Annotated in this window: 20 protein-coding genes; 11 read left to right on the top strand and 9 right to left on the bottom strand. The window is 60.1% G+C overall.

Features of this window, described 5'->3' with window-relative positions:
• Positions 1-41 precede the first annotated feature (41 nt).
• Both EQV97_RS15690 and EQV97_RS15685 read right to left on the bottom strand, forming a co-directional pair.
• Positions 42-1268 (bottom strand): 3-hydroxyacyl-CoA dehydrogenase, encoded by a 1227-nt coding sequence (locus EQV97_RS15690; protein ID WP_240889222.1) that lies wholly within the window; start codon positions 1266-1268, stop codon positions 42-44.
• Between the two features lie 241 nt (positions 1269-1509).
• Positions 1510-3444: an ATP-dependent DNA helicase RecQ gene (locus tag EQV97_RS15685; RefSeq protein WP_240889221.1), complete on the bottom strand. Its 1935-nt coding sequence runs from the start codon at positions 3442-3444 to the stop codon at positions 1510-1512.
• Positions 3445-3854: 410 nt separating this feature from the next.
• On the opposite strand from EQV97_RS15685, the gene EQV97_RS15680 reads away from it, so the two are divergent.
• Positions 3855-4709 carry a DMT family transporter gene (locus EQV97_RS15680; protein ID WP_240889340.1) on the top strand — a complete coding sequence of 285 codons (855 nt, stop codon included), beginning with the start codon at positions 3855-3857 and terminating at the stop codon, positions 4707-4709.
• A gap of 60 nt (positions 4710-4769) precedes the next feature.
• On the opposite strand, the gene EQV97_RS15675 is transcribed toward EQV97_RS15680, so the two are convergent.
• From EQV97_RS15675 to EQV97_RS15665, 3 genes are all read right to left on the bottom strand, one after another.
• A complete protein-coding gene (locus EQV97_RS15675; RefSeq protein WP_122840747.1) occupies positions 4770-6311 on the bottom strand; it encodes a phosphoenolpyruvate carboxykinase in 1542 nt (513 codons plus the stop codon).
• Positions 6312-6493: 182 nt separating this feature from the next.
• Positions 6494-7396 carry an Hsp33 family molecular chaperone HslO gene (gene hslO, locus EQV97_RS15670; RefSeq protein ID WP_122840748.1) on the bottom strand — a complete coding sequence of 301 codons (903 nt, stop codon included), beginning with the start codon at positions 7394-7396 and terminating at the stop codon, positions 6494-6496.
• Between the two features lie 146 nt (positions 7397-7542).
• Entirely contained in the window at positions 7543-7950 is a 408-nt protein-coding gene (locus EQV97_RS15665) for a S4 domain-containing protein (protein ID WP_240889220.1), read from the bottom strand.
• Between the two features lie 116 nt (positions 7951-8066).
• On the opposite strand from EQV97_RS15665, the gene EQV97_RS15660 reads away from it, so the two are divergent.
• From EQV97_RS15660 to rimK, 3 genes are read left to right on the top strand one after another with little or no spacing between them, the layout of a single operon-like run.
• Complete coding sequence (locus tag EQV97_RS15660) at positions 8067-8846, top strand: EAL domain-containing protein (protein WP_122840749.1); 780 nt, start codon at positions 8067-8069, stop codon at positions 8844-8846.
• Positions 8847-8881: 35 nt separating this feature from the next.
• On the top strand, positions 8882-9343 hold the full coding sequence (locus EQV97_RS15655; RefSeq protein ID WP_177328584.1) for an ATP-dependent zinc protease: 462 nt from the start codon (positions 8882-8884) through the stop codon (positions 9341-9343).
• Entirely contained in the window at positions 9340-10245 is a 906-nt protein-coding gene (gene rimK, locus EQV97_RS15650; protein WP_045061318.1) for a 30S ribosomal protein S6--L-glutamate ligase, read from the top strand. Before EQV97_RS15655 ends, rimK begins: the two co-directional genes overlap by 4 nt.
• Positions 10246-10309: 64 nt before the next feature.
• Here the strand turns inward: rimK and EQV97_RS15645 are convergent, their stop codons facing one another.
• Together EQV97_RS15645 and ompR are read right to left on the bottom strand one after the other, a co-directional pair.
• Entirely contained in the window at positions 10310-11623 is a 1314-nt protein-coding gene (locus tag EQV97_RS15645; RefSeq protein WP_122840750.1) for an ATP-binding protein, read from the bottom strand.
• Between the two features lie 103 nt (positions 11624-11726).
• Positions 11727-12467 (bottom strand): two-component system response regulator OmpR, encoded by a 741-nt coding sequence (ompR, locus tag EQV97_RS15640; RefSeq protein ID WP_045061316.1) that lies wholly within the window; start codon positions 12465-12467, stop codon positions 11727-11729.
• 358 nt (positions 12468-12825) lie between these two features.
• On the opposite strand from ompR, the gene EQV97_RS15635 reads away from it, so the two are divergent.
• The 7 genes from EQV97_RS15635 to tauD all read left to right on the top strand — a co-directional run bounded on the left by EQV97_RS15635 (position 12826) and on the right by tauD (position 21306).
• Positions 12826-15150 (top strand): Tex family protein, encoded by a 2325-nt coding sequence (locus tag EQV97_RS15635; protein ID WP_240889219.1) that lies wholly within the window; start codon positions 12826-12828, stop codon positions 15148-15150.
• Positions 15150-15533: a PaaI family thioesterase gene (locus EQV97_RS15630; RefSeq protein ID WP_240889218.1), complete on the top strand. Its 384-nt coding sequence runs from the start codon at positions 15150-15152 to the stop codon at positions 15531-15533. Before EQV97_RS15635 ends, EQV97_RS15630 begins: the two co-directional genes overlap by 1 nt.
• 292 nt (positions 15534-15825) lie before the next feature.
• A complete protein-coding gene (gshA, locus tag EQV97_RS15625) occupies positions 15826-17409 on the top strand; it encodes a glutamate--cysteine ligase (RefSeq protein WP_225569232.1) in 1584 nt (527 codons plus the stop codon).
• A 256-nt stretch (positions 17410-17665) separates the two neighbouring features.
• Complete coding sequence (gene tauA, locus EQV97_RS15620) at positions 17666-18643, top strand: taurine ABC transporter substrate-binding protein (protein WP_240889217.1); 978 nt, start codon at positions 17666-17668, stop codon at positions 18641-18643.
• Between the two features lie 16 nt (positions 18644-18659).
• A complete protein-coding gene (tauB, locus tag EQV97_RS15615; protein WP_122840755.1) occupies positions 18660-19454 on the top strand; it encodes a taurine ABC transporter ATP-binding subunit in 795 nt (264 codons plus the stop codon).
• On the top strand, positions 19451-20284 hold the full coding sequence (gene tauC, locus EQV97_RS15610; RefSeq protein ID WP_240889216.1) for a taurine ABC transporter permease TauC: 834 nt from the start codon (positions 19451-19453) through the stop codon (positions 20282-20284). The genes tauB and tauC overlap by 4 nt, the downstream gene beginning before the upstream one ends.
• Before the next feature lie 179 nt (positions 20285-20463).
• A complete protein-coding gene (tauD, locus tag EQV97_RS15605) occupies positions 20464-21306 on the top strand; it encodes a taurine dioxygenase (protein ID WP_205893595.1) in 843 nt (280 codons plus the stop codon).
• 147 nt (positions 21307-21453) lie between these two features.
• Here tauD and mgrA read toward each other — a convergent pair whose 3' ends face one another.
• Complete coding sequence (gene mgrA, locus EQV97_RS15600; protein ID WP_240889215.1) at positions 21454-22491, bottom strand: L-glyceraldehyde 3-phosphate reductase; 1038 nt, start codon at positions 22489-22491, stop codon at positions 21454-21456.
• Between the two features lie 100 nt (positions 22492-22591).
• The gene (locus EQV97_RS15595; protein WP_240889214.1) at positions 22592-23911 is read right to left on the bottom strand and encodes an LLM class flavin-dependent oxidoreductase; all 1320 of its coding nucleotides are present in this window, start codon (positions 23909-23911) and stop codon (positions 22592-22594) included.
• Position 23912: the final 1 nt, after the last annotated feature.

Below are 23912 nucleotides of genomic sequence, written 5' to 3'. Positions count from 1 at the left end.
CCAGCCTGCTGGCGATGGCGCCCGCAAGAACACTGTAGTGATCACCAGTCGGCAAACCCCTTGCCGGTCGCCGCCAACTCACCAATCAACCGGGCCGGATTCCAGTGATCGCCCTGGCGAGTCTCCAACGCCAGCAACCGCTGATGAATATCCGCCAGCCCCTGCTGATCAGCCCAGGCCATCGGGCCGCCCTTGTCGGCCGGGAAGCCATAGCCGTTGAGGTAGACCAGATCGATATCGTGGGCCGATCCGGCGATACCTTCCTCAAGAATCTTCGCGCCTTCATTGACCAATGCCAGCAAGGAGCGCTCCAGCACCTCCTCAGGCGAGATCTCACGGCGTTGATAGCCCAATCCCTCGCTGACCTCCAGCACCAGCGCATCGACCTCTACGTCGTGCTCAGCCTGGCGGCTACCGGCTTCGTAGTGATAGTAACCATTGCCGCTCTTCTGACCGAAGCGACCCAGTTCGCACAAGCGGTTATCGACCTGCACCTCGGGCGCATCCTGGCCAACACCCGCCAACTGCCGGGCGCGCCATCCCAGATCGACGCCAACCACGTCGTACATGCGAAAAGGGCCCATGGCAAAACCAAAACCTTGCAGCGCCGCATCGACCTGATGGGGATAGGCGCCCTCCAGCAGCATCTTGCGTGCTTCGTGCACGTAGGTATTGAGCATGCGGTTGCCGATGAAACCGTCGCAGTTACCGGCCACCACGCTGACCTTGCCCATGCGCTTACCCAGCGCCAGCGCCGCCTCCAGTACCGCCGGCGCAGTCTTCGCACCGCGGACGATTTCCAGCAGTTTCATGATGTGCGCCGGGCTGAAGAAATGCAGCCCCACTACCTGCCCGGGGCGGCCGGTGACTGCAGCGATGGCGTCGATATCCAGCGCCGAGGTATTACTCGCCAGAATCGCTTCAGGCTTGAGCAGAGCGTCCAGCTCGCGGAAGATCTTTTGCTTGAGCTCAAGGTTCTCGTACACCGCTTCGATCACCAGGTCTACATCAGCAATGGCCGCATAGTCTGCAACGGCAGTGACCCGCGCGACACGCGCATCCGCTTCGGCCTGATCGATACGGCCCTGGCGAACATTGTGAGCGCAGGTGTCTGCCACGCTTGCCAGGGCTTGCTCAAGCATCTGCGGATTATTATCGACCCACTGCACTGGCACCCCGGCATTCACCAGGCACATCACAATGCCCCGGCCCATGGTGCCCGCGCCAATCACGGCGGCACGCTGAATGTTGAACGGTGTCTGGCTCATGGTTGTTCTCTTGTTGGCGATCCAAAGACAGCCCTCACCATAGTCAGCCACCGTTCATTTTTGAAATTTATTCCTGTGATGGGAGACATTCAGCGGATGGATACGCTGTTTGCCAAGACGCCAACCCCCCTGTAGGAGCGAGCTTGCTCGCGATGATCTTGAAATCTCGCAAATTAAGCTGTTGCCCCCGCGTCATTGTTGACGACCATCGCGAGCAAGTTCGCGCCTACAGATATCACGCTCAAGCTTGGAGGTGAGTTTCGACCCACTCCCGCACTTCGCCATACGGATACTCCTCCAGCACCGCGTACCCCGCAATTGACCGCGCCTTGAGCTTGGTAAACAACGGCACACTGATGCCACACAGGAATCGGGTCACCCGCTCGGTCGAAGGAATGGAGCCGGTGTGCTGCTCGTGCTTGTGGATAAATTCACCGCACAACGCCTCGAAATTCTTATCCACAAGCGCCGGCAGCTCCGGCGGTGACGGCAGTCGTGCGATATTTCCGTGACACACTGAACAATGCCCGCACTGCCGGGGAGCATGTTCATCCCCGAAGTACTCGGCCAGCCGATAACCCAGGCAGCGGTCGGTGGCAAACAGATCCAGCATTGCGTGAATTCGGGCGACCTCGGTTTGCTCGTGCCGGGTGAAGTAGGCATGCAGTTCCGTGGCCAGTGCCTGACTGTCAAAGCCTGCTTGCAGCACGCTGTAGACCTCGGTCATCTGCTTGCTTTCGAGCTCGATCCAGCCCTTTTCCTGGAAATAATCCAGGGCCTTGACCACCCGATTACGCTCGGCCTGGTAGCGTTCGTACAGCGCGTCAAAGCTCACCGTGGCCCAGGCTCGCGCAAGGGTGGAGGTCTGAATGATCGCCGCCACGAAATCCTTGCGCTCCCCCTCGAACCGGGCCAGCAAGTCGGCAGGCTCCTGCAGGTATTTGAATCGGTACTCGGCGTAGTAGGCGTAACGCGGGGCGATGATCCGGCGCAGCTCCAGCTGAACCAGCAAGGTCTTGAGCGGCAGCTGCCGGATGTTGCTCTGGTCCGCCAGCGGCCCCAGCAGAAACTCCCATTGCCCATCAGCCGCGCACGCCTTTAACTCATCCAGCACGTGCCGGATGCCATCCAGCTCCGGCGTGTCGCCGTAGACGAAGTTTTCCAGCACATTGAGGCTGTCGCGGTTGGCCAGCACCAGACAGTCCGACGGCCGGCCGTCGCGCCCGGCACGACCGATTTCCTGACTGTAGTTTTCGATGGACTTGGGCAGGTCGAAATGCACCACGTTGCGTATGTCGCTTTTGTCGATGCCCATGCCAAATGCGATGGTGGCGACGATGCAATTGGATTGCCCGCCCATGAAGCGCTTCTGGATCGCCTCGCGTTTTTCGTGGGGCAACCCGGCGTGATAGGCCTCGGCCTGTATGCCATTGCGACCCAGGTGCTCGGCGATTTGCTCGGCGGTTTTCTGCAGGGTGACGTAGACGATGCTGGGCTGACCCGGCCGCTCGCTCATCCATTCAACCAGTCGCCGGCGCTTGTCCTGCCCACGCACCGGCTCCACCAGCAAACTGAGATTAGGCCGGTAGAAACCGGTAGTCACGACGTCTTCTGGCGCAATGGCGAACTTGGCCTGCATGTCCGCGATCACCTTCGGCGTCGCCGTGGCCGTCAGCAGCAGCGCCTGCGGGATGTTGAACTGGCGCTGGTAGTCCGGAAGCTTGAGGTAATCAGGCCGGAAGTTATGGCCCCACTCGGAAATGCAGTGCGCCTCGTCCACGACCAGTAGCGAGATTGGCACCTGCTGGAGGAAGTTGCGAAAGCGCTCATTCTTCAGCCGCTCCACGGACACCATCAGGATCTTGAGCTCACCCGATTTCGCCCGAGCCATCACATCGGCGGCGTCGTCGCGACTCTGCGCCGAATCGATACTGCCTGCCGAGATACCGTGACGCTGCAGAAATGCCAGCTGGTCCTGCATCAGCGCCAGCAGTGGCGAGACCACCAGCGTCAGGTGTGGCAACAGCATGGCCGGGATCTGGTAGCACAGGGACTTGCCTGAACCCGTGGGAAAGATCGCCGCTGCCGAGCGCCCGGCCAGTACCGCGCCGATCGCAGCCTCCTGGCCGGGACGAAATTGTGGATAACCGAAAACCTGTTCCAGGGTGTTGTGCATAAGCTGTCACTCCGTTGACCGCTGGCAAAGCCCAAAGCCTAGCTGGCGATCGCCGCGAGTCGAGAAAAGGTCGGGGGTAAAAAGATACCGGATGATACCGCGCAGGGGCTGGCAGGGCGTGGGGAATCAAGACAGGGGGAACGAACCGAGCTGCGATGGCGCCGATACGCGGCAACTGATGAAAGCGATGGAAGATCAGCTTGTGATCAACAGCGCCGTGCTACTGAAACAATGGAGGGTCTCAAGTAAATGCTATAAGTGCCATTATTCTGGCTATTTACCACGAACTTCGTTGAAATAATGCCAGTTTCAATGCCAAAAATGATGCTGGGACACGCAGGAGCTGGCTCCAGAGTCTGCAGCGAACACCTATAAGGACATAGCGTGAGGGACAAAGCATGGACGTACTGATGGGCTTGCTTGCTGCCTTGTTGTGGGGCGGCACGGATTTTCTGGTGGGCTTGAATGCCCGGGCGGTAGGCGTCAAGCGAGCGGTGTATTTCGGCCAGGCTCTGGGCTTCAGCATAATGAGTTTGCTGCTGATCGCTTTTCCTGCGTTCATTCTCAAAGCCATGTCGGCATCTATCAATGTGTGGCTGATTGGCGTTGCTGCAGCAGGGCTGACTGTGTCCGGTGCACTCTCGCTGTCGAAGGCTTTTGCTCTGGGCAAAGCATCCATCGTTGCGCCGGTGGTGACGTCCTACGGGGTGGTGACGACGTTGCTGTCCTGGGCCGCAGGGGAGCAAATCGGTTTGCTCCAGCTGCTGTGTATCGCCCTGTGTGTGGTCGGGGTCATACTTTCCAGCATTCATGGCGACTCGAAGATTCCCCACGCCACCCAAACCAGTAGTTCCGTGGCCTACGCTCTGCTGGCGGCGTTGTTTTATGGCACCAGTTTCTGGTTGCAGGGCCAGTTCGTACTGTCGGTTCTTGGACCGGTGACGATGCTGTGGCTCGCCTATTTGATCGGGCTGATCGTACTGCTAGCCATCGTCTTGAGAATCGAGGACGGGCTGAAGATGCCACCGCTGAAAAACTGCATGACGCTGACCGGTGCCAGCCTGATGAACCTCGGCGGGTTTTCGTCATTTGCCTGGGGCGCGGTGGCGGGATCGGTTTCGGTGGTGACGGTAATCAGCACCCTGTCGGGCGGGATAGCGGCGATCCTGGGATATGTGTTCTTCAAGGAGCGGCTGGGCAAAATCCAGGTGCTCGGGGTGATTCTGGTGTTGCTCGGTGCATTTGTCCTGCACCTCAAGACCTGAAGCCCACGCCCACGAAAAAGCCGCCCTGAAGGCGGCTTTTTCGTTACATCAAGCCAATCCTTACAACTTCGGACCAGCAGCCTTGATGGCGTCGCTCACGTCGAACTTCTTGAAGTTCTCGACGAACAGGCCGGCCAGTGCTTTAGCCGATTCATCGTAGGCAGCCTTGTCAGCCCAGGTATTACGTGGGTTCAACAGGCCAGTCTCAACGCCCGGTACGGCCAATGGCACGTCGAGGTTGATGGTGTCGAGGTGTTCGGTTTCAGCACCGATCAACGCGCCGCTCTGGATCGCTGCGATGACGCCGCGAGTGGTCGGAATGTTGAAGCGCTTGCCAACGCCGTAGCCACCGCCGGTCCAGCCGGTGTTGACCAGGTAGACCTTGGAACCGAAGCCGCGGATGCGCTTGATCAGCAGCTCTGCGTATTCGCCAGCCGGACGCGGGAAGAACGGTGCGCCGAAGCAGGTGGAGAACGTCGACTTGATGCCGCTGCCGGAGCCCATTTCGGTCGAGCCCACCAAAGCGGTGTAGCCGGACAGGAAGTGGTAGGCCGCTTGTTCTTCGCTGAGGATCGAAACTGGCGGCAGTACGCCGGTCAGGTCGCAGGTCAGGAAGATCACCGCGTTGGGCTCACCGCCGAGGTTCTTCTCGGAACGCTTGGCAACGTGCTCCAGCGGGTAAGCTGCGCGGCTGTTCTGGGTCAGGCTCACATCGGCGTAGTCGGCGTGCTTGGCGTCATCAATGACGACGTTTTCCAGGACTGCGCCGTGCTTGATGGCTTTCCAGATGACCGGCTCGTTCTTCTCGGACAAGTCGATGCACTTGGCGTAGCAGCCGCCTTCGATGTTGAACACAACGCCTTCGCCCCAGCCGTGCTCGTCGTCACCGATCAGGTAACGGCTTTCGTCGGCGGACAGGGTGGTTTTACCGGTGCCGGACAAACCGAAGAACAGGGTCACGTCGCCCGCTTCACCGATGTTGGCCGCGCAGTGCATTGGCAGCACGTCGGCGGCCGGCAGCAGGAAGTTCTGCACCGAGAACATGGCTTTCTTCATTTCACCGGCGTAACGCATGCCGGCGATCAGTACCTTCTTCTGGGCGAAGTTGAGGATCACGCAGCCGTCGGAGTTGGTGCCATCACGCTCAGGCACGCACTCGAAGTTGGCCACGTTCAGTACTTGCCACTCTTCGCGACCTGCCGGGTTGTACTGGGCAGGATTGATGAACAGGCAACGACCGAACAGGTTCTGCCAGGCAGTCTGGGTGGTCATTTTCACAGCCAGGTAGTGGTCTTCGGACGCACCTACATGCACATGGGAAACGAAATGCTCTTGCGCGTTGTTGAACGCCTCGACGCGGTCCCACAGGGCATCGAACTTGTCGGCCGGGAACTTGCGGTTGATCGGGCCCCAGGCGATGGCTGCCTGGGTGGTTGGCTCTTCCACGATGAAACGATCGACTGGCGAGCGGCCGGTACGGTGACCGGTACGAACAACCAGCGCGCCGGTATCGGCAAGCTCGCCTTCACCACGATTCAGAGCTTCTTTTACCAGATCATCAACACTCAGATCGGTGTACACGGCGTTATTGGCTTGCGTCATGAGATTCCCCGTCGGCCAGTGGCCGAGTGTGCTCCAAACGTTTTGTAGTAGAAAGTCGTGCACTACTACCGCGACAAAAAGTGGGCCGGATTATGCCAGAAACGCCCAAAAATAGTAGGGCCCTCCCGTCGTAACGGCGCTAATGCGGCGCCAAGCAGTGAATTTACCTGCGCTGAACCGTTTTAGTGCCGGGTATCTGACGGGGTATCCACACCGGCTCCAGCGAACAATTGAGTGATATCGGCGGCATCGAACAGGTAGCGCTGATTGCAAAACTGGCAGTCGATCTCGATGTTGCCACCGTGTTCCACGACCAGGTCCTGAGCGTCTTCCAGGCCCAGGCTGACCAGCGCATTCGCCGAGCGCTCGCGCGAGCAACTGCAACGGAAGCGCAGTCGCTGGACATCGAACAGGCGCACCTGCTCTTCGTGGTACAAGCGGTGCAGCACGGTTTCGTTGTCCAGGCTGAGCAGCTCATCGGCCGTCAGCGTACTGCCCAGGGCGGTGATGTGCTGCCAGCTGGCGGCGCGTTCTTCTTCATCCCTGAGGCGATCAGCAGGCAGTTGCTGCAGCAGCAGACCTCGGGCACGACGGCCGTCGGCGTACAGCCAGAAGCGCGTGCCGACCTGCTGGGACATGACGAAATAGTTGGTGAAGCACTCCGACAGGGTTTCGCCGTCCAGGTCTACGATGCCCTGGTAGCGCTGGCCTTGGGTCGGATCGACCGTCAGCGCGAGGACACCGTTGGGCATCAGGTCGGCGAGCGTCGCATCAGGTGCGATGCGGTCAGCCTCATAACGGGCCAGGCCACGGATTTCGCGTTCGCTGGAGCACTCGATCATCAGCAGCGGGATCGGCCCTTCGGAACGGGCCTGGAGGATCAGCAGGCCATCGAACTTCAAGGTGCCGACCAGCAACGACGCCGCGGCCATCAATTCGCCGAGCAATTGCGCAACCGGTTCCGGATACGCATGTTTAGCCAGGACTTCGGCGTAGCTGAGTTCCAACGAAACCAGTTCGCCGCGGGTATCGCTGTCATCGAAGATGAAGCGTTGGGTGTAGTCGGTATCCGTTAGATCGGTCATAGGTTTGGGTATCTGAATTAATGTCAAAAGATTTCAAAGAGTAAGCTGCGCAGGGTTTGCGCACGCAAAGTCTGGCCATGGCAGGCATTTTAGGAACAATCCGGTCGGGTTCCAAGCTCAGACAGGCCAGCGCACAAACACCTGCTTCACTCGTCGTTGCTGTTCCCACGAAACTTAAACAGATCCCGCCGCTGTTTTTTGCTCGGCTTGCCGTCGGTGGTTATGCCCAGCGAACCCGCCTTGCGCATCTCGGCAGCAGCCTCGCGCTTGGCGACGCTGGCTTCGGTCTCGGCATACAAGGCCTGCGCCTCGGGAGCCCCCCGGCGCACGATCGACAGTGCCTGAACTACTACCGTACGCTCTTCGAACCCCTGGCGAATCTGAAATTCGTCGCCAATGCGCGGTTCCTTGCCGGGTTTGCAGCGCTCGCCCCGACAATGCACCTTGCCACTTTCGATCGCCGTCTTGGCCAAGGCACGTGTTTTATAGAAACGCGCAGCCCACAACCACTTATCGAGACGGACCTTGTCGTCCTCATCCTTTTTTTGTGTCACCGGAATTCCTCTTTTAGCCCATAGTCGGAACTGTACTACCGTTTCTGTCGGGCGCAAGAACCCGCCCCTCCAGATAGAATGTGATCCAGGTCGGCTCATCGCAGTGGAGTGTTCGAGTGACAATATTTCCGTCTTCATTGACTTCATCCAGTGGCGATTGCCAGGGATGTCAACAAAGCGAACCGTTGGGCTTTGATTTTGCCTTTGCCTACCAACCCATCGTGGACCTGCGAGACCGATCGATCTTTGCCCATGAGGCACTGGTGCGCGGCACCGGCGGTGAAGGCGCGTTATCGGTGCTTGACCAGGTCACCGAGGCCAATCGCTACCGATTCGACCAGCTCTGCCGCACCAAGGCGATCGAAGGTGCTGCGCAACTGGGCATGCAAACCAACTTGTCGATCAACTTCATGCCCAACGCCGTGTACCGCCCGGAGCTGTGTATTCGCAGCACGCTGAAGGCCGCCAAAAAACACAATTTCCCCATAGACAGGCTGATTTTCGAAACCCTGGAAAGCGAGCACGTAGATAACTATCGCCATTTGACCAATATTCTGCGTGAATACCGCGAATTCGGCTTCAAGACCGCCATCGATGACTTCGGTGCGGGGTACTCGGGGCTCAATCTGCTCGCTGACTTCCAACCCGACCTGATCAAACTCGACATGGCGCTGATCCGTGATGTCGATCGCGATCGTGTTCGTCAGGCTATCGTGCGGGGGATTGTCACAATCTGTGCGGATCTGGACGTTACAGTCATTGCCGAAGGCATCGAAAGCGCTGGAGAACGGGATTTCCTGGCGGACTGTGGAATTTTTCTGATGCAAGGCTATTGGTTCGCCAAGCCTGCATTCAAAGCGTTGGCCCAGGTACCAGCGGGTACCTGGACGCGTTAATCGTCGGTTTATTCCTATTGAAGACATTTGACCATTTGACCGTTGTCGGTCTGCGCGAGTGGGTGGCGCTTCCGGATTTGGGAGTGGCAGGCCTGCGGGCAAAAATCGACACCGGTGCCAGCACCTCGAGCCTGCATGCCACCGACATCGAGCCGTTTGAGCGCGATGGCGAAAAATGGGTGCGTTTTACCGCGCATCTGGGCACGGTAGTGCAACTGCGTCACCGACGTTGCGAAGCCCCGCTGGTGACCATGAAAACCATCAAGAGCTCCAATGGCCATGCGCAGAAGCGCTATGTGGTCAGCACCACCCTGGCCCTCGGTGATCGGGTCTGGCGGGTCGAGTTCACCCTCGCCTGCCGTAAATCCATGCGATATCGCCTGCTACTGGGTTCCAAAGCCCTTATCGACGGCCAACTGGTCGTCAATCCGGGCATCAAATACGTACAAGACAAGCCGGTGTTCCCGGTATCTACCCTTTCCACAGGTGTTGCATGAAGATCGCTGTGCTGTCGCGGAACCCGCGTCTGTATTCCACTCGTCGTCTGGTCGAAGCCGGAACCGAGCGTGGCCACGAAATGGTCGTGGTCGACACCTTGCGCGCCTACATGAACATCGCCAGCCACAAGCCGCAGATCCACTACAGGGGCCGGCCGCTGGAAGGTTTCGATGCGGTCATCCCGCGTATCGGGGCATCGGTGACGTTTTATGGCTGCGCGGTCCTGCGCCAGTTCGAGATGATGGGGGTATTTCCGCTCAACGAATCGGTGGCCATCGCGCGTTCGCGGGACAAACTGCGTTCACTGCAACTGCTCTCGCGCCGAGGGATCGGCTTGCCGGTCACCGGGTTTGCGCACTCCCCGGATGATATTCCCGACCTGATCGAAATGGTCAACGGCGCCCCTCTGGTGATCAAGGTACTGGAAGGCACCCAGGGCATCGGCGTGGTGTTGTGTGAGACCGCGACTGCGGCGGAGTCGGTGATCGAGGCGTTCATGGGTCTCAAGCAGAACATCATGGTCCAGGAATACATCAAGGAAGCCGGTGGGGCGGACATTCGCTGCTTCGTGGTGGGCGACAAAGTGATTGCTGCGATGAAACGCCAGGCCAAACCCGGGGAGTTCCGCTCCAACCTGCACCGGGGCGGCAGCGCAAGCCTGATCAAGATCACCCCGGAAGAACGCATGACGGCCTTGCGCGCGGCCAAGGTAATGGGGCTGGCCGTTGCAGGCGTGGATATCCTGCGTTCCAATCACGGGCCGCTGGTGATGGAAGTCAACTCGTCGCCGGGGCTGGAAGGCATCGAGACCACCACCGGCAAGAACGTGGCGGGGATCATCATCGAGCATCTTGAAAAGAATGGTGGGCCGAATATGACGCGCACCAAAGGAAAAGGCTAAAGCGGGAAGATCAAAAGATCGTCCGACGGCTCGGGCCGCGTTCGGACGATCTTTTTTTCAGCCGTTAAACCGCATCGCGCGGCAACATCAACCCCAACGGCAAGCGCACCCGCGCCTCCAACCCGCCACCCTCACGGTTGCGCAGTTCGACATTGCCGCCATGCATCGAAGCAATCCGCTTGACGATCGCCAGGCCCAATCCGGTGCCCTTGCCGCCCCGGGCACGATCGCCACGGGTGAACGGATTGAAAATGGCTTCCAGCTCCGACGGATCGATCCCGGCGCCACGGTCCATGACGCTCAGCACCACGTAAGGCGCGCTGGTATCTCCGGATACGTAAGCCGCCACCTCCACACCGCTGCCGGCGTGATGCAGCGCATTGCCGATCAGGTTGTTCAACAGTCGTTTCATCGACACCCGCCGTAGCGGGAACGGCTGGATCGGCTCCAGGCGCAAACGCACTTTTTCTTCGTTCTGGTTGTAAGGAGCAGCGACTTCGCGCACGAGATCGATCAGGTCGACTTCTTCCACCGATTCATCGCGCCCATCACGGATAAACGCCAGGAACTGGTCAAGAATCGCGTCCATGTCCTCGATGTCACGCACCATATCGTCGGTCAGGTCGCTGTGGTCGCCCATCAGCTCCAGGGACAGGCGCAAACGGGTGAGCGGGGTTCGCAGGTCGTGGGATACCCCGGCAAGCATCAGCTCACGCTCACGGCCCGCCTGCTCGACGTCCTCGGCCATCTGGTTGAAGGCGCGGTACACCTCGGTCATTTCGCTCGGCGTGTCGCTGATCGGCAAGCGCACGCTGCGCCCCTGGCCGAGCTGTCTGGCCGCATAGACCAGGCGTTTCAAAGGTTGATTGAGCTGACTGACAAAAATCCAGGCCGAAGCCGTGGACAGCAACCCGATGGCGAGGAACCAGCCAAGCACGTTCCAGATTTTCTGACCGCGCAGCGGATGCGGGTAAAGCGGTACTTTCAGCCAGCCGTCACCCAGGCTCGGCGCCCGCACCCAGAGGGCCGGGGGCGAGTGCATACGTAACCGGACTTCGGTATCGGCACCGAGTTCTGCCTGCATCTGTCGCTGGTAGATTTCACTGTAGGGCCAGTGCTGCTCACCCTCCGGCACACCGGTGCCAACCACACGAATCAGCGTTGCCGCTTCGGCGATCTTGTCTCGATTGTTTTCATCAGCCGCCCAATAGGCGCGCAGCGTCAAGGCGACGCCGTGGCTGTACTGGCGGTCCACAAGCACGTCTTCGTTCATCAACAGATAAACGAGGGTCAGCGCCTTGGAAAACAGCACAACGATCAGCACCAGCCACAGGGTGCGAGAGAAGAAACTTTGGGGGAACCACACGGGCGTTTTCATGGATAACCGCTAAACACTTGCAAGAGCGAGCGATGCTCGCATATTGCGGTTTGCGAGTCTGCGGACAAAATCATCCGCATGACCCGCTCCTACAAATCGCCAATCACTTGGTGGCTGCGCCATCCGGCACGAATACGTAACCCACGCCCCAAACCGTCTGGATGTAACGCGGTTTGGATGGATCAGGTTCGATCATCCGGCGCAGACGCGAGATTTGCACATCGATGGAGCGTTCGAGCGCATCCCATTCACGACCACGAGCCAGGTTCATCAGCTTGTCGCGAGTCAATGGCTGACGCGCGTTCATTACCAACGCCTTGAGCACGGCGAACTCGCCAGTGGTAAGCATGTGCACTTCTTCGCCACGCTTGAGCTCACGGGTGGCCAGCGACAGTTCGTAGTCACCAAACGTCACGCTCTCGTCTTCGCTGCCCGGTGCGCCTGGCACTGGCGTCGACTGGCGACGCAGCACCGCCTTGACCCGCGCCATCAGCTCGTCCGGGTTGAACGGCTTGGCCAGGTAGTCGTCGGCACCCAGCTCCAGACCCTTGATCCGGCTCAGCTCATCGCCCTTGGCGGTCAGCATGATGATTGGAATCTGGTTGTTCGCGGTACGCAGGCGGCGGCAGGCGGTCAGGCCGTCTTCGCCTGGCAGCATCAGGTCGAGAACGACCAGGTTGAACACTTCACGCGCCAGCAGGCGGTCCATTTGCTCCGTGTTCGGTACCGTGCGGGCACGGTAGCCCTTGCTGACGAAAAAGCGCTCCAGCAGGCTGCTCAGCCCCGGGTCGTCATCAACAATAAGAATTTTTTCGCCTTCAGCAATGTTTGCAGTGCTGCTCATTAGATGCTCCTTTTAGCTCCGCGCGCATTATGGCGTAGCTGCCGTTATACGCACCGTGTGCATTGTTAGCAGATTTTTCCTCCACCGCCAGTAAACCGGGTGGGTAGCGGGAGCCTGCGATGCCCCGAATGACCGATGCTGGTTATAATGCGCGGCCTTTTGTGTCAGGCAACGTCTGATCGTTTACAGCAGCAGCCAATTTTTATTTTCATGGCGCTGGCAGTAATTGTTCGATTTCACGGGTCAACGGGATGCCTGTTGATCCAGGTAGCGGCGCAGGCCAGGCCGCTCAACCAGACTCGCCGAGCCTTTAATCCTGTGCCTGCGAGCCTGCTTTCACAATTTGTCAGGTGGTTTTATGGACAGCATCAACAGCCGCATCGCCGAGGAACTCGGTGTACGCCCACAACAGGTCGAAGCGGCCGTCGCGCTACTCGATGAAGGTTCTACCGTGCCTTTCATCGCCCGCTACCGGAAAGAAGTGACCGGCAGCCTCGATGACATCCAGTTGCGTCATCTGGAAGAGCGTCTGCGCTACCTGCGAGAACTCGACGAACGGCGCATCAGCATCCTGGCCAGTATTCAGGAACAAGGCAAGCTGACCCCGCAGCTGGAGCGCGACATCAAGCTCGCCGACACCAAGACCCGCCTCGAAGACTTGTACCTGCCGTACAAGCAGAAGCGCCGCACCAAGGGCCAGATCGCCCTGGAAGCCGGCCTCGGCGAGCTGGCCGACGGCCTGTTCAACGACCCGACCCTGGCCCCGGACGTCGAAGCTGCACGCTTCATCGACGCGGAAAAAGGCGTCGCCGATGTGAAGGCGGCCCTTGAAGGCGCCAAGTACATCCTGATGGAGCGCTTCGCCGAAGACGCCGGCCTGCTGGACAAACTGCGCAGCTACCTCAAGCAGGAGGCTATCCTCAGTGCCCGCGTGATCGCCGGTAAAGAAGAGGAAGGCGCCAAGTTCCGCGACTACTTCGAACACGACGAACCGCTCAAAAGCATGCCATCGCACCGCGCCCTGGCGATTTTCCGTGGCCGCAACGAAGGCATTCTCAGTTCCGCGCTGAAAGTCGGCGACGAGCTGCCGGGCACCATGCACCCCTGCGAAGGCATGATCGGCCAGCAGTTCGGCATTCAGAACCAGAACCGCGCCGCCGACAAATGGCTGGGCGAAGTGGTGCGCTGGACCTGGAAGGTCAAGCTCTATACCCATCTCGAAACCGACCTGCTCGGCGAGTTGCGCGATGGCGCGGAAACCGAGGCGATCAATGTGTTCGCCCACAACCTCCACGACCTGCTGCTGTCGGCCCCGGCCGGCCCGCGCGCCACACTGGGCCTGGACCCGGGCCTGCGTACCGGTTGCAAGGTCGCCGTGGTCGATTCCACCGGCAAACTGCTGGATCACGCCACGGTTTACCCCCACGTACCGCACAACAAGTGGGACCAGACCATTGCGATCTTGGCAGCCCTTTGCGCCAAGCATTCGGTCGACCTGATCGCCATCGGCAACGGCACCGCCAGCCGTGAAACCGACAAGCTCGCCGCTGAGCTGATCAAGAAATACCCGGCGATGAAAATGACCAAGGTCATGGTCTCCGAGGCCGGCGCATCGGTTTACTCGGCGTCGGAATTGGCTTCCAGGGAATTCCCGGACCTCGACGTGTCGATCCGTGGCGCGGTGTCCATCGCTCGTCGCCTGCAGGACCCGCTGGCCGAACTGGTGAAGATCGATCCGAAATCCATCGGCGTCGGCCAGTATCAGCACGACGTATCACAGCTGAAACTGGCCCGCGGCCTGGACGCAGTGGTCGAGGACTGCGTGAACGCCGTGGGCGTGGACGTCAACACTGCTTCCGTGGCACTGCTGGCCCGCATCTCCGGCCTCAATGCGACCCTGGCGCAGAACATCGTCAGCCACCGCGACGAACACGGTGCGTTCAAGACCCGCGCCGCATTGAAAAAAGTCGCACGCCTGGGTGAAAAAACTTTCGAACAGGCCGCCGGCTTCCTGCGGGTCATGAACGGTGACAACCCGCTGGATTCGTCCGCCGTTCACCCGGAAGCCTATCCACTGGTGCAGCGCATTGCCGCCGAAACCGACCGCGACATCCGCTCACTGATTGGCGACGCCAGCTTTCTCAAGCGCCTGGATCCGAAGAAGTACACCGACGAGACGTTCGGTCTGCCAACGGTCACCGACATTCTGCAAGAGCTGGAAAAACCCGGTCGCGACCCGCGTCCCGAGTTCAGGACTGCCGAGTTCCAGGAAGGCGTCGAAGACCTCAAGGACCTGCAGCTGGGCATGATCCTCGAAGGCGTGGTCACCAACGTGACCAACTTCGGCGCATTCGTTGACATCGGCGTGCATCAGGACGGTTTGGTACATATCTCTGCACTTTCGGAGAAGTTCATCAAGGATCCCCGTGAAGCGGTAAAGGCCGGTGACGTGGTGAAAGTGAAGGTCATGGAAGTCGATATTCCGCGTAAGCGCGTGGGCCTGTCGATGCGCATGAGCGACACCCCTGGCGAGAAAATCGATGGCGCTCGTGGTGCGCGTCCTGGTTCGGCACCGCGCCAGTCCCAGAACACTACACCACGCAAGGAAACCACGGCGCCGGCCCCTGCCAACAATGCCATGGCCTCGCTGTTCGCCAACGCCAAGCAACTGAAGAAGCGTTGATGGAGATCCCGCCAGGGTTGACCGAAAGCGCGTTCTTCAAGCTGCTGGGTTGTCGTTTGCACAACCTGGAGACAGGGGTGGCGCAAGTCGCCCTGGCACTGCAGCCCGAACTGCGCAACCGCGGCGGCAAGTTGCACGGCGGCGCCTTGTTCAGCCTCGTGGACATTGCCATGGGCCTGGCCTGTTCCAGCACCCATGGCTTCGACCAGCAGAGCGCGACCATCGAATGCAAGATCAACTACATTCGCGCGGTGTCTGAGGGCGAGGTGATGTGCACGGCACGGGTGATCCACCCGGGCCGTCGCACGCTAGTGGTCGAGGCCGAGGTGATGCAAGGCGAAAAATTGGTCGCAAAAGCGCAAGGCACGTTCGCTGTCCTGTAGCTACCGATCATCATTTTGAGGTAATTTCGGCGCTATGAAAGCGGCGCCGGGATTTTCTGTGGGAGCGCGCTTGCCTGCGATGGCGGTGTGTCAGGCAACATAAATGGTGACTGACACTCCCTCATCGCGGGCAAACCCGCTCCCACAGGGTTCGCGGCGAAGGGTCCTTGACCGACTGGCATGAAGTCCGTGCTGCTAAAAAACCAGGCGAAAACGCCAGTTTCAACTTCACCCTTGTAGACCGTCTTGCCCACCCCCATATTGGGGCGACTGACGCGTGAAGGAATCCAACTTGAGCGAAATTCTCAACCGCCGCCTGGCTCTGCTTGGCGAGCGCGCTAACCTCTCTCTGCTCGAACAGTGCCTTCACGGCATCGAACGTGAATGCCTGCGCGTAACCAGCGAAGGTCGCCTGGCGCAAACGCCCCACCCCGAAGAATTGGGTTCCGCGCTGACCAATGAACAAATCACCACCGACTATTCCGAGTCGCTGCTGGAGTTCATCACGCCCGCCCTGCCGGACCCGGCCGATACGCTGGCGAGCCTGGACAGCATTCACCGCTTTGCCTACAGCAAGCTCGGCAGCGAGTACCTGTGGAGTCCTTCCATGCCGTGCCCGTTGCCGGCTGAGGAAGACATCCCGATTGCCTACTACGGCACCTCGAACATCGGTCAGCTCAAGTACGTTTACCGCAAGGGCCTGGCCCTGCGCTACGGCAAGACGATGCAATGCATCGCCGGGATTCACTACAATTTTTCCCTGCCGGAACAACTCTGGCCGCTGCTCAAGGAAGCTGAAGGCTTTGTCGGCACCGATCGCGACTATCAGTCCTCGGCCTACATCGCGCTGATCCGTAACTTCCGTCGCTACAGCTGGCTGCTGATGTACCTGTTTGGCGCTTCACCAGCCCTGGATGCGGGCTTCCTGCGAGGGCGCTCCCATCAGCTGGAGCAACTGGACCCGGACACGCTCTACCTGCCTTACGCCACCAGCCTGCGCATGAGTGACCTGGGTTACCAGAGTAACGCCCAGGCCGGCCTGACGCCTTGCTATAACGACCTGGTCAGCTACACCGACAGCCTGCGCAAAGCGGTAGCCACTCCCTACGCCCCGTACGTGGAGATCGGCACCCATCAGGATGGAGAGTGGGTTCAGCTCAACACCAACATCCTGCAGATCGAAAACGAGTACTACTCCAACATTCGCCCCAAGCGCGTGACCTACACTGGCGAGCGCCCGATCCAGGCGCTGGTGGCACGTGGTATCCAGTACGTCGAAGTGCGCTGCCTGGACATCAACCCGTTCCTGCCGATGGGCATCGACCTCACCGAGTCGCGCTTCCTCGACGCGTTCCTGCTGTACTGCGCGCTCAACGACAGCCCGCTGCTGACCAACACCTCGTGCGGCAACGCGACCTCGAACTTCCTTAGCGTGGTCAAGGAAGGTCGCCGCCCGGGCCTGCAACTGCAGCGCGACGGCCAGCCGGTGGACCTCAAGGAGTGGGCCAGCGAGTTGCTGGAGCACATTGCGCCCCTCGCGGCGATACTGGACCAGAGCCACGGCGGCGATGCTCACAGCAAGGCGCTGGATGCCCAGCTGGCCAAGGTCAAGGACCCGTCCCTGACCCCATCGGCCCAGGTGCTGGCAGCGATGGCGGAGCATAAGGAGAGTTTCAGTCAGTTCTCGTTGCGCCAGAGCCAGGCGCATGCGGAATATTTCCGCAGCGAACCGCTTTCTGCCGAAGACCAGGCGAAATTCGAAGACCGTGCACGCTCGTCGCTGGCGGAACAGGTGGAGCTGGAGAAGAACGAAGTCGGCGATTTCGATGTGTTCGTCGGGTCGTATCAAGCAAGCATTCTGGCCATCAGTAATTAATCGGCAGCTTTAAAAAGATCGCAGCCTGCGGCAGCTCCTACAGGGATCGGCTGGAGTCTGCGATTTTTTTTGCCCGCGCCACGCAGCCCCCGAGCCTGCACGCGACCTGTGTAGGAGCTGCCGCAGGCTGCGATCTTTTGATCCTTCGCTTTTTCCGCTCATAAGCTAATGCGAAAAAGTTATTTATTTCAGCATTCTTAGATCATTTAGTCTCCTCACACGCCAACTCCCGGCCGCCTGTTGAGGAGCTTCTCCGATGAAACTGCATTTCCCCCTTCGCCTCCTGGCGGCCGCTTCGCTGGCTGTGGCGAGCTTCTTCGCCCAGGCCGCCGACGTCACCGTTGCTTACCAGACCACCGTAGACCCGGCGAAAGTCGCCCAGGCCGATGGCGCCTATGAAAAAGCCACCAACGCCAAGATCGACTGGCGCAAATTCGATAATGGCGCCGACATCATTGCCGCCATTGCCTCCGGCGACGTACAGATCGGCTACCTCGGCTCCAGCCCCCTGACTGCTGCGATCACCCGCAAAGTACCGGTGGAAACCTTCCTGATCGCCACCCAGATCGGTGCAGCCGAAGCCCTGGTGGCCCGCGACGGTTCCGGGATCAAGACCCCGCAAGACCTGATCGGCAAGAAGATCGCCGTGCCATTCGTTTCCACCGGCCACTACAGCCTGCTGGCCGCGCTGAAGCACTGGAACATCGACCCCTCGAAAGTCACCGTATTGAACCTGGCCCCGCCAGCCATCATCGCCGCGTGGAAACGGGGTGACATCGACGCTACCTACGTGTGGGATCCAGCCCTGGGCGTTGCCAAGGAAAACGGCAAAGTGCTGATTACCTCTGGCGAACTGGCCAAGTTTGGCGCACCGACTTTCGATGCCTGGATCGTGCGTAAAGATTTCGCTGAAAAACACCCGGAAATCGTCACCGCCTTCGCCAAAGTTACCCTCGACGCCTACGCCGACTACCGCAAAGACCCAACAGCCTGGCTCGCCAATCAAGCCAACGTCGACAAGCTGGTGAAACTCTCCGGCGCCAAGGCCAGCGACATTCCACTGCTGTTGCAAGGCAACGTCTACCCGCTGGCGGCTGATCAGGTGATCACCCTAGGCGCGCCGACCACCAAAGCCATCACCGACACCGCCGTGTTCCTCAAGGAGCAAGGCAAGGTCGAAGCTGTACTTGCGGACTACGCGCCTTACGTCAGCGCCAAGTTCATCACTAACTGATCGGGAGCTCATCGCGATGGCCTTGCTACAGCTGGAGCGCATCAGCGCACAGTACCCCGGCGCCGCCGAACCGGTACTGGCGGATATTTCCTTGAGCCTCGGGCCTCAGCAGTTGCTGGTGGCTCTAGGCCCGTCCGGCAGTGGCAAGACTTCGCTGTTGAACCTGATTGCCGGTTTCGTCGAGCCCAGCGCAGGGCGCATCACCCTCGACGGCGTGCCCGTTAAGGGACCGAGCGCCGAACGCGGCGTAGTGTTTCAGGACGACGCCCTGCTGCCTTGGCAGGACGTGCTGGCTAACGTCGGCTTCGGCCTGGAACTGGCAGGCGTCTCGAAAGACAAGCGCGAAATCCGTGCGCGGGAAATGCTCACGCTGGTGGACCTTTCCGGTTTCGAACACCGGCGCATCTGGCAGCTTTCGGGCGGCCAGAAACAGCGTGTCGGCCTGGCCCGTGCGCTGGCGGCCGACCCGCGGGTACTGCTGATGGACGAACCCTTCGGCGCGCTCGATGCGTTCACCCGCGAACAGATGCAGGAACTGCTGCTGCAAGTCTGGCAGCGCACCGCCAAACCAGTATTCCTGATTACCCACGACATTGAGGAAGCCGTATTCCTCGCCACAGACCTGATTCTGCTGGCGCCAAATCCGGGGCAAATCGTCGAGCGCCTGAGCCTGGACTTCGGTCAGCGTTACGCCGCCGGCGAGTCGGCACGGGCGATCAAATCCGACCCACGCTTTATCGAAACCCGCGAACACGTGCTCGCCAAGGTGTTCTCCCAACGCAGCGCCGCACAACGGCAGGAGCGCGCATGAGCAGCTACGAAATTCCTGCCGTTACGGTAAAAACCGCTTCAACGGTGATTCCCGTACGGCGCAGCTTGAGCACACGCTGGATCAGCGTCCTGACAATGGTCGCACTGGTAGCGCTTTGGTGGGCTGTGACGGCAACCGGCATGATCGAGCCGCTGTTCCTGCCACCACCGTCGGCCGTCCTGCAGAAGGGCTGGTTGCTGGTAACCACCGGCTACATGGACTCGACGTTGTGGCAGCATTTGGGCGCGAGCCTCAGCCGTATCGGCCTGGGCCTGGGCTTTGCCGTGCTGACCGCCGTTCCGGTGGGTATCGCCATCGGTCACAACCGCATCGCCCGTGGCATTCTCGATCCGCTGATCGAGTTTTACCGCCCTATCCCACCGCTGGCGTATCTGCCACTGATCGTGATCTGGTGCGGCATCGGTGAGCTGTCCAAAGTCCTGCTGATCTACCTGGCGATCTTCGCCCCGATTGCCATTGCCACCGCCACCGGCGTGCGCACCGTCGATCCGGCCAAATTGCGTGCCGCACAGTCACTGGGCGCTACCCGCGCGCAGCTGATTCGCCATGTGATTCTGCCGAGCGCGTTGCCGGACATCCTGACCGGCGTGCGCATTGGCCTGGGGGTTGGCTGGTCGACGCTGGTCGCCGCCGAGCTGATCGCCGCCACCAGCGGTTTGGGCTTCATGGTGCAGTCGGCCGCGCAGTTCCTGGTCACTGACGTGGTGGTACTCGGGATCCTGGTTATCGCGCTGATCGCCTTCGCCATGGAAATGGGCCTGCGCGCCCTGCAACGCAAGCTGGTGCCGTGGCACGGCCAGGCCCACTGAAAAATTTGAATACCCCTTTTTGGACCCAGCCCTGTATGAGCTGTCGAGGGAACCGAGGCTGCGATCTTTTGATCTTGCGTCTAAAAAACAACATCAAAAGATCGCAGCCTCCGACAGCGCCTACAGGTGCCGTGTCGTTCACCAAACATAGACGACACTCAGAATTGAAGAGAATCACGATGAGTAACCTGACAATAGTCCCTTTAAGCTCGGCCCTCGGCGCGCAGATCAGCGGTGTCGACGTGAGCCAGCCACTGACTCCGGAACAACGCGACGCTATTGAGCAGGCATTGCTCAAGCACCAGGTGCTGTTCTTCCGCGACCAACCGATCACGCCACAACAACAGGCACGATTCGCCGCGTATTTCGGCGACCTGCACATTCATCCGATCTACCCCAATGTGCCGGAACAGCCGGAGGTGCTGATCCTTGATACCGCCGTCACTGACGTGCGCGACAACGCTATCTGGCACACCGACGTGACCTTCCTGCCCACCCCGGCAATGGGCGCGGTGCTCAGTGCCAAGCTGCTGCCCGAGTTTGGCGGCGACACCTTGTGGGCCAGTGGCATTGCAGCCTACGAGGCGCTGTCCGCCCCCATGAAATCCATGCTCGAAGGGCTGACAGCCACTCACGACTTCACCCGGTCATTCCCGGTGGAGCGCTATGGCAACACCCCTGACGCGTTCGCCCAATGGGAAGAGGCCCGACGCAAGAACCCGCCGTTATCGCACCCGGTGGTTCGCACGCACCCGGCGAGCGGGCGTCGGTCACTGTTCGTCAACGAGGGCTTCACCTCGAAGATCAACGAGCTGTCAGACACCGAAAGCGAGGCGGTGCTGAAACTGCTGTTCGCCCATGCCACTCGCCCGGAGTTCACCATTCGCTGGCGGTGGCAGAAGGACGACGTGGCGTTCTGGGATAACCGCGTGACGCAGCATTACGCGGTAGACGATTACCGACCGGCGCGGCGGGTGATGCAGCGGGCTACGGTGCTGGGGGATGTTCCGTTCTTTCGGTAGTTGCCTAGTTTTTGTCGCGAATTTGATGGCCCCTTCGCGGGCAAGCCCGCTCCCACAGGAGTCCATGCCATGCACAGACCTGACTGTGGGAGCGGGCTTGCTCGCGAAGGCGATCTAACCGGCGCCAGATAACCTGACGCCTGACGCTTACTCAGCCGTCGAAGGCTTCTCCCAGAGATTGATCCCGCCTTCCTGGGCAAACCGGTCGATCTCCGCCAACTCTTCAGCACTGAAACTCAGATTTTTCAACGCCCCGACGTTCTCGATAATCTGCTCCGGCCGGCTTGCACCGATCAGCGCCGAAGTCACCCGCGGGTCACGCAGTGTCCAGGCCAGTGCCAACTGCGCGAGGCTCTGGCCACGACGCTTGGCAATTTCGTTCAGCGCGCGCACATGAGCGATGTTGGCTTCAGACAAATGCGAGGCCTGCAACGAGCCACCCCCCGGACGATTCACCCGCGCATCCGCCGGGACGCCGTTGAGGTACTTGTCAGTCAGCAGACCCTGGGCCAGCGGCGTGAAGGCGATCACCCCGGTGCCGAGCTCGTCGGTGGTATCCAGCAGGTCCTTTTCCACCCAGCGATTGAGCAAGTTATAAGCCGGTTGATGGATCAGCAGCGGCACTTTCCATTCTTTCAACAGTTCGGCCATTTCGCGGGTTTTCACCCCGGAATAGGACGAGATGCCAATGTACAGGGCCTTGCCTTGCTGCACCGCTGTTGCCAGTGCGCTGGCAGTTTCTTCCAGTGGCGTGTCCGGGTCGAAACGGTGCGAGTAGAAGATATCAACGTAGTCCAGGCCCAAGCGCTGCAAGCTCTGGTCGAGGCTGGCCAGCACATACTTGCGCGACCCTCCGCCCTGGCCATAGGGGCCGGGCCACATGTCCCAGCCGGCCTTGCTCGAGATGATCAGTTCGTCGCGGTACTGCTTGAAGTCTTCACGCAGCAAACGACCGAAGTTGATCTCGGCACTGCCGTAGGGCGGGCCATAGTTGTTAGCCAGGTCGAAGTGGTTGATGCCCAGGTCAAACGCCGTGCGCAACAACGAGCGCTGGGTGTCGATCGGCGTGCTGTCGCCGAAGTTGTGCCACAGGCCCAGCGACAACGCCGGCAGCACCAGCCCGCTGCGGCCTACGCGGCGGTATGGGATGGTTTCGTAACGGTTTTCAGCAGCGGTGTAAGTCATCGAATCCTCTCTTGTTCAAGGAGCAGCTTACTAAAGTCGGACACTTGCTTTGTGGCGGGGGGCTTGTCGAATCGTCGCCACAAACATCCGTACCATGCGTCTACACAAATCTATTGCCTGGCCGAGCCAGCCCAAGGTTCTCGCGCAACGTGCGACCTTCGTACTCTGTTCTGAACAACCCGCGCCGTTGCAGTTCCGGCACCACGCCGTTGGCAAAATCCTCCAGCCCGCCCGGCAGATGCGGCACCAGCACATTGAAGCCATCCGCCGCGCCCTGTTCGAACCACTCCTGCAATCGGTCGGCAATCTGCTCCGGCGTGCCAATCACGGTGTAATGCCCACGACCACCGGCAATCTTTCGGCCCAGTTCGGCAAGGCTGAGGTTTTCCCGGCCTGCCAGTTCCGTCAGCAATTTCTGTCGGCTTTGCTGGCCGCTTTCGGTCAGCGGCAAGTCTGGCAACGGGCTGTCCAATGGGTACTTCGACAAGTCGAAGTTGCCCAGCATACGCCCAAGTAATGCGACGCCAACCTCTGGATCGACTAATTGCTGAAACGTTTCATTTTTTTCCTGCGCCTCATGTTCGGTTCGCCCGACGACCACAAAAACACCGGGCATGATTTTCAAGGCATCGGCGCTGCGACCATAGCGCGGCAAGCGCCGCTTGAGATCCGCATAAAACGCCTGGGCACTGGCCAGCGAGGTTTGCGCGGTGAACACCACTTCCGCCGTCTGCGCCGCCAGTTCACGGCCGACTTCAGAAGACCCAGCCTGCACAATCACTGGCTGCCCTTGCGGTGAGCGAGCCACGTTCAACGGGCCTTTAACCCGAAAGTGTTCACCGTCATGATCCAGCACGTGCAACTTGGCCGGGTCGTAATACGCACCGCTGGCCTTGTCGCGGATAAAAGCGTCGTCCTCCCAACTGTCCCAAAGCCCTGTCACCACTTGATGAAATTCACGGGCGCGGCTGTAGCGTTCAGTGTGTCCCATGTGTTGCTCCCGGCCAAAATTGTGCGCTTCGGCTGCGTTGTCCGAGGTCACCAGATTCCACCCTGCTCGCCCGCCGGACAGGTGGTCCAGCGAGGCAAATTTACGTGCCACGTGATAGGGCTCGTTGTAGCTGGTGGTAGCCGTGGCAATCAGGCCGATGTGTTCGGTTACGGCACTCAGCGCCGACAGCAGCGTCAACGGCTCGAAGCCATCCGAGCGCGCCATGCGGCTGGCAATCTCACCGCCGGGTGCGGCGACGCTGTCAGCGACGAACAACGCGTCAAACTTCGCCGTCTCGGCAATTTGCGCCAACCGCTTGTAATGGGCAAAATCCAGCCCGGCATTGGCCGGCACGTCAGGGTGACGCCAGGCCGCGACGTGGTGCCCGCCGGCCATCAAAAATGCACCCAGCTTGAGTTGACGGGTCATG

Origin of the sequence: Pseudomonas sp. TMW22090 (assembly GCF_022496665.1) — a bacterium.
GTDB lineage: Bacteria > Pseudomonadota > Gammaproteobacteria > Pseudomonadales > Pseudomonadaceae > Aquipseudomonas > Aquipseudomonas gregormendelii.
Note: the sequence above shows the minus strand (reverse complement) of the source record. Positions and strands in the feature narration are given on the sequence as shown.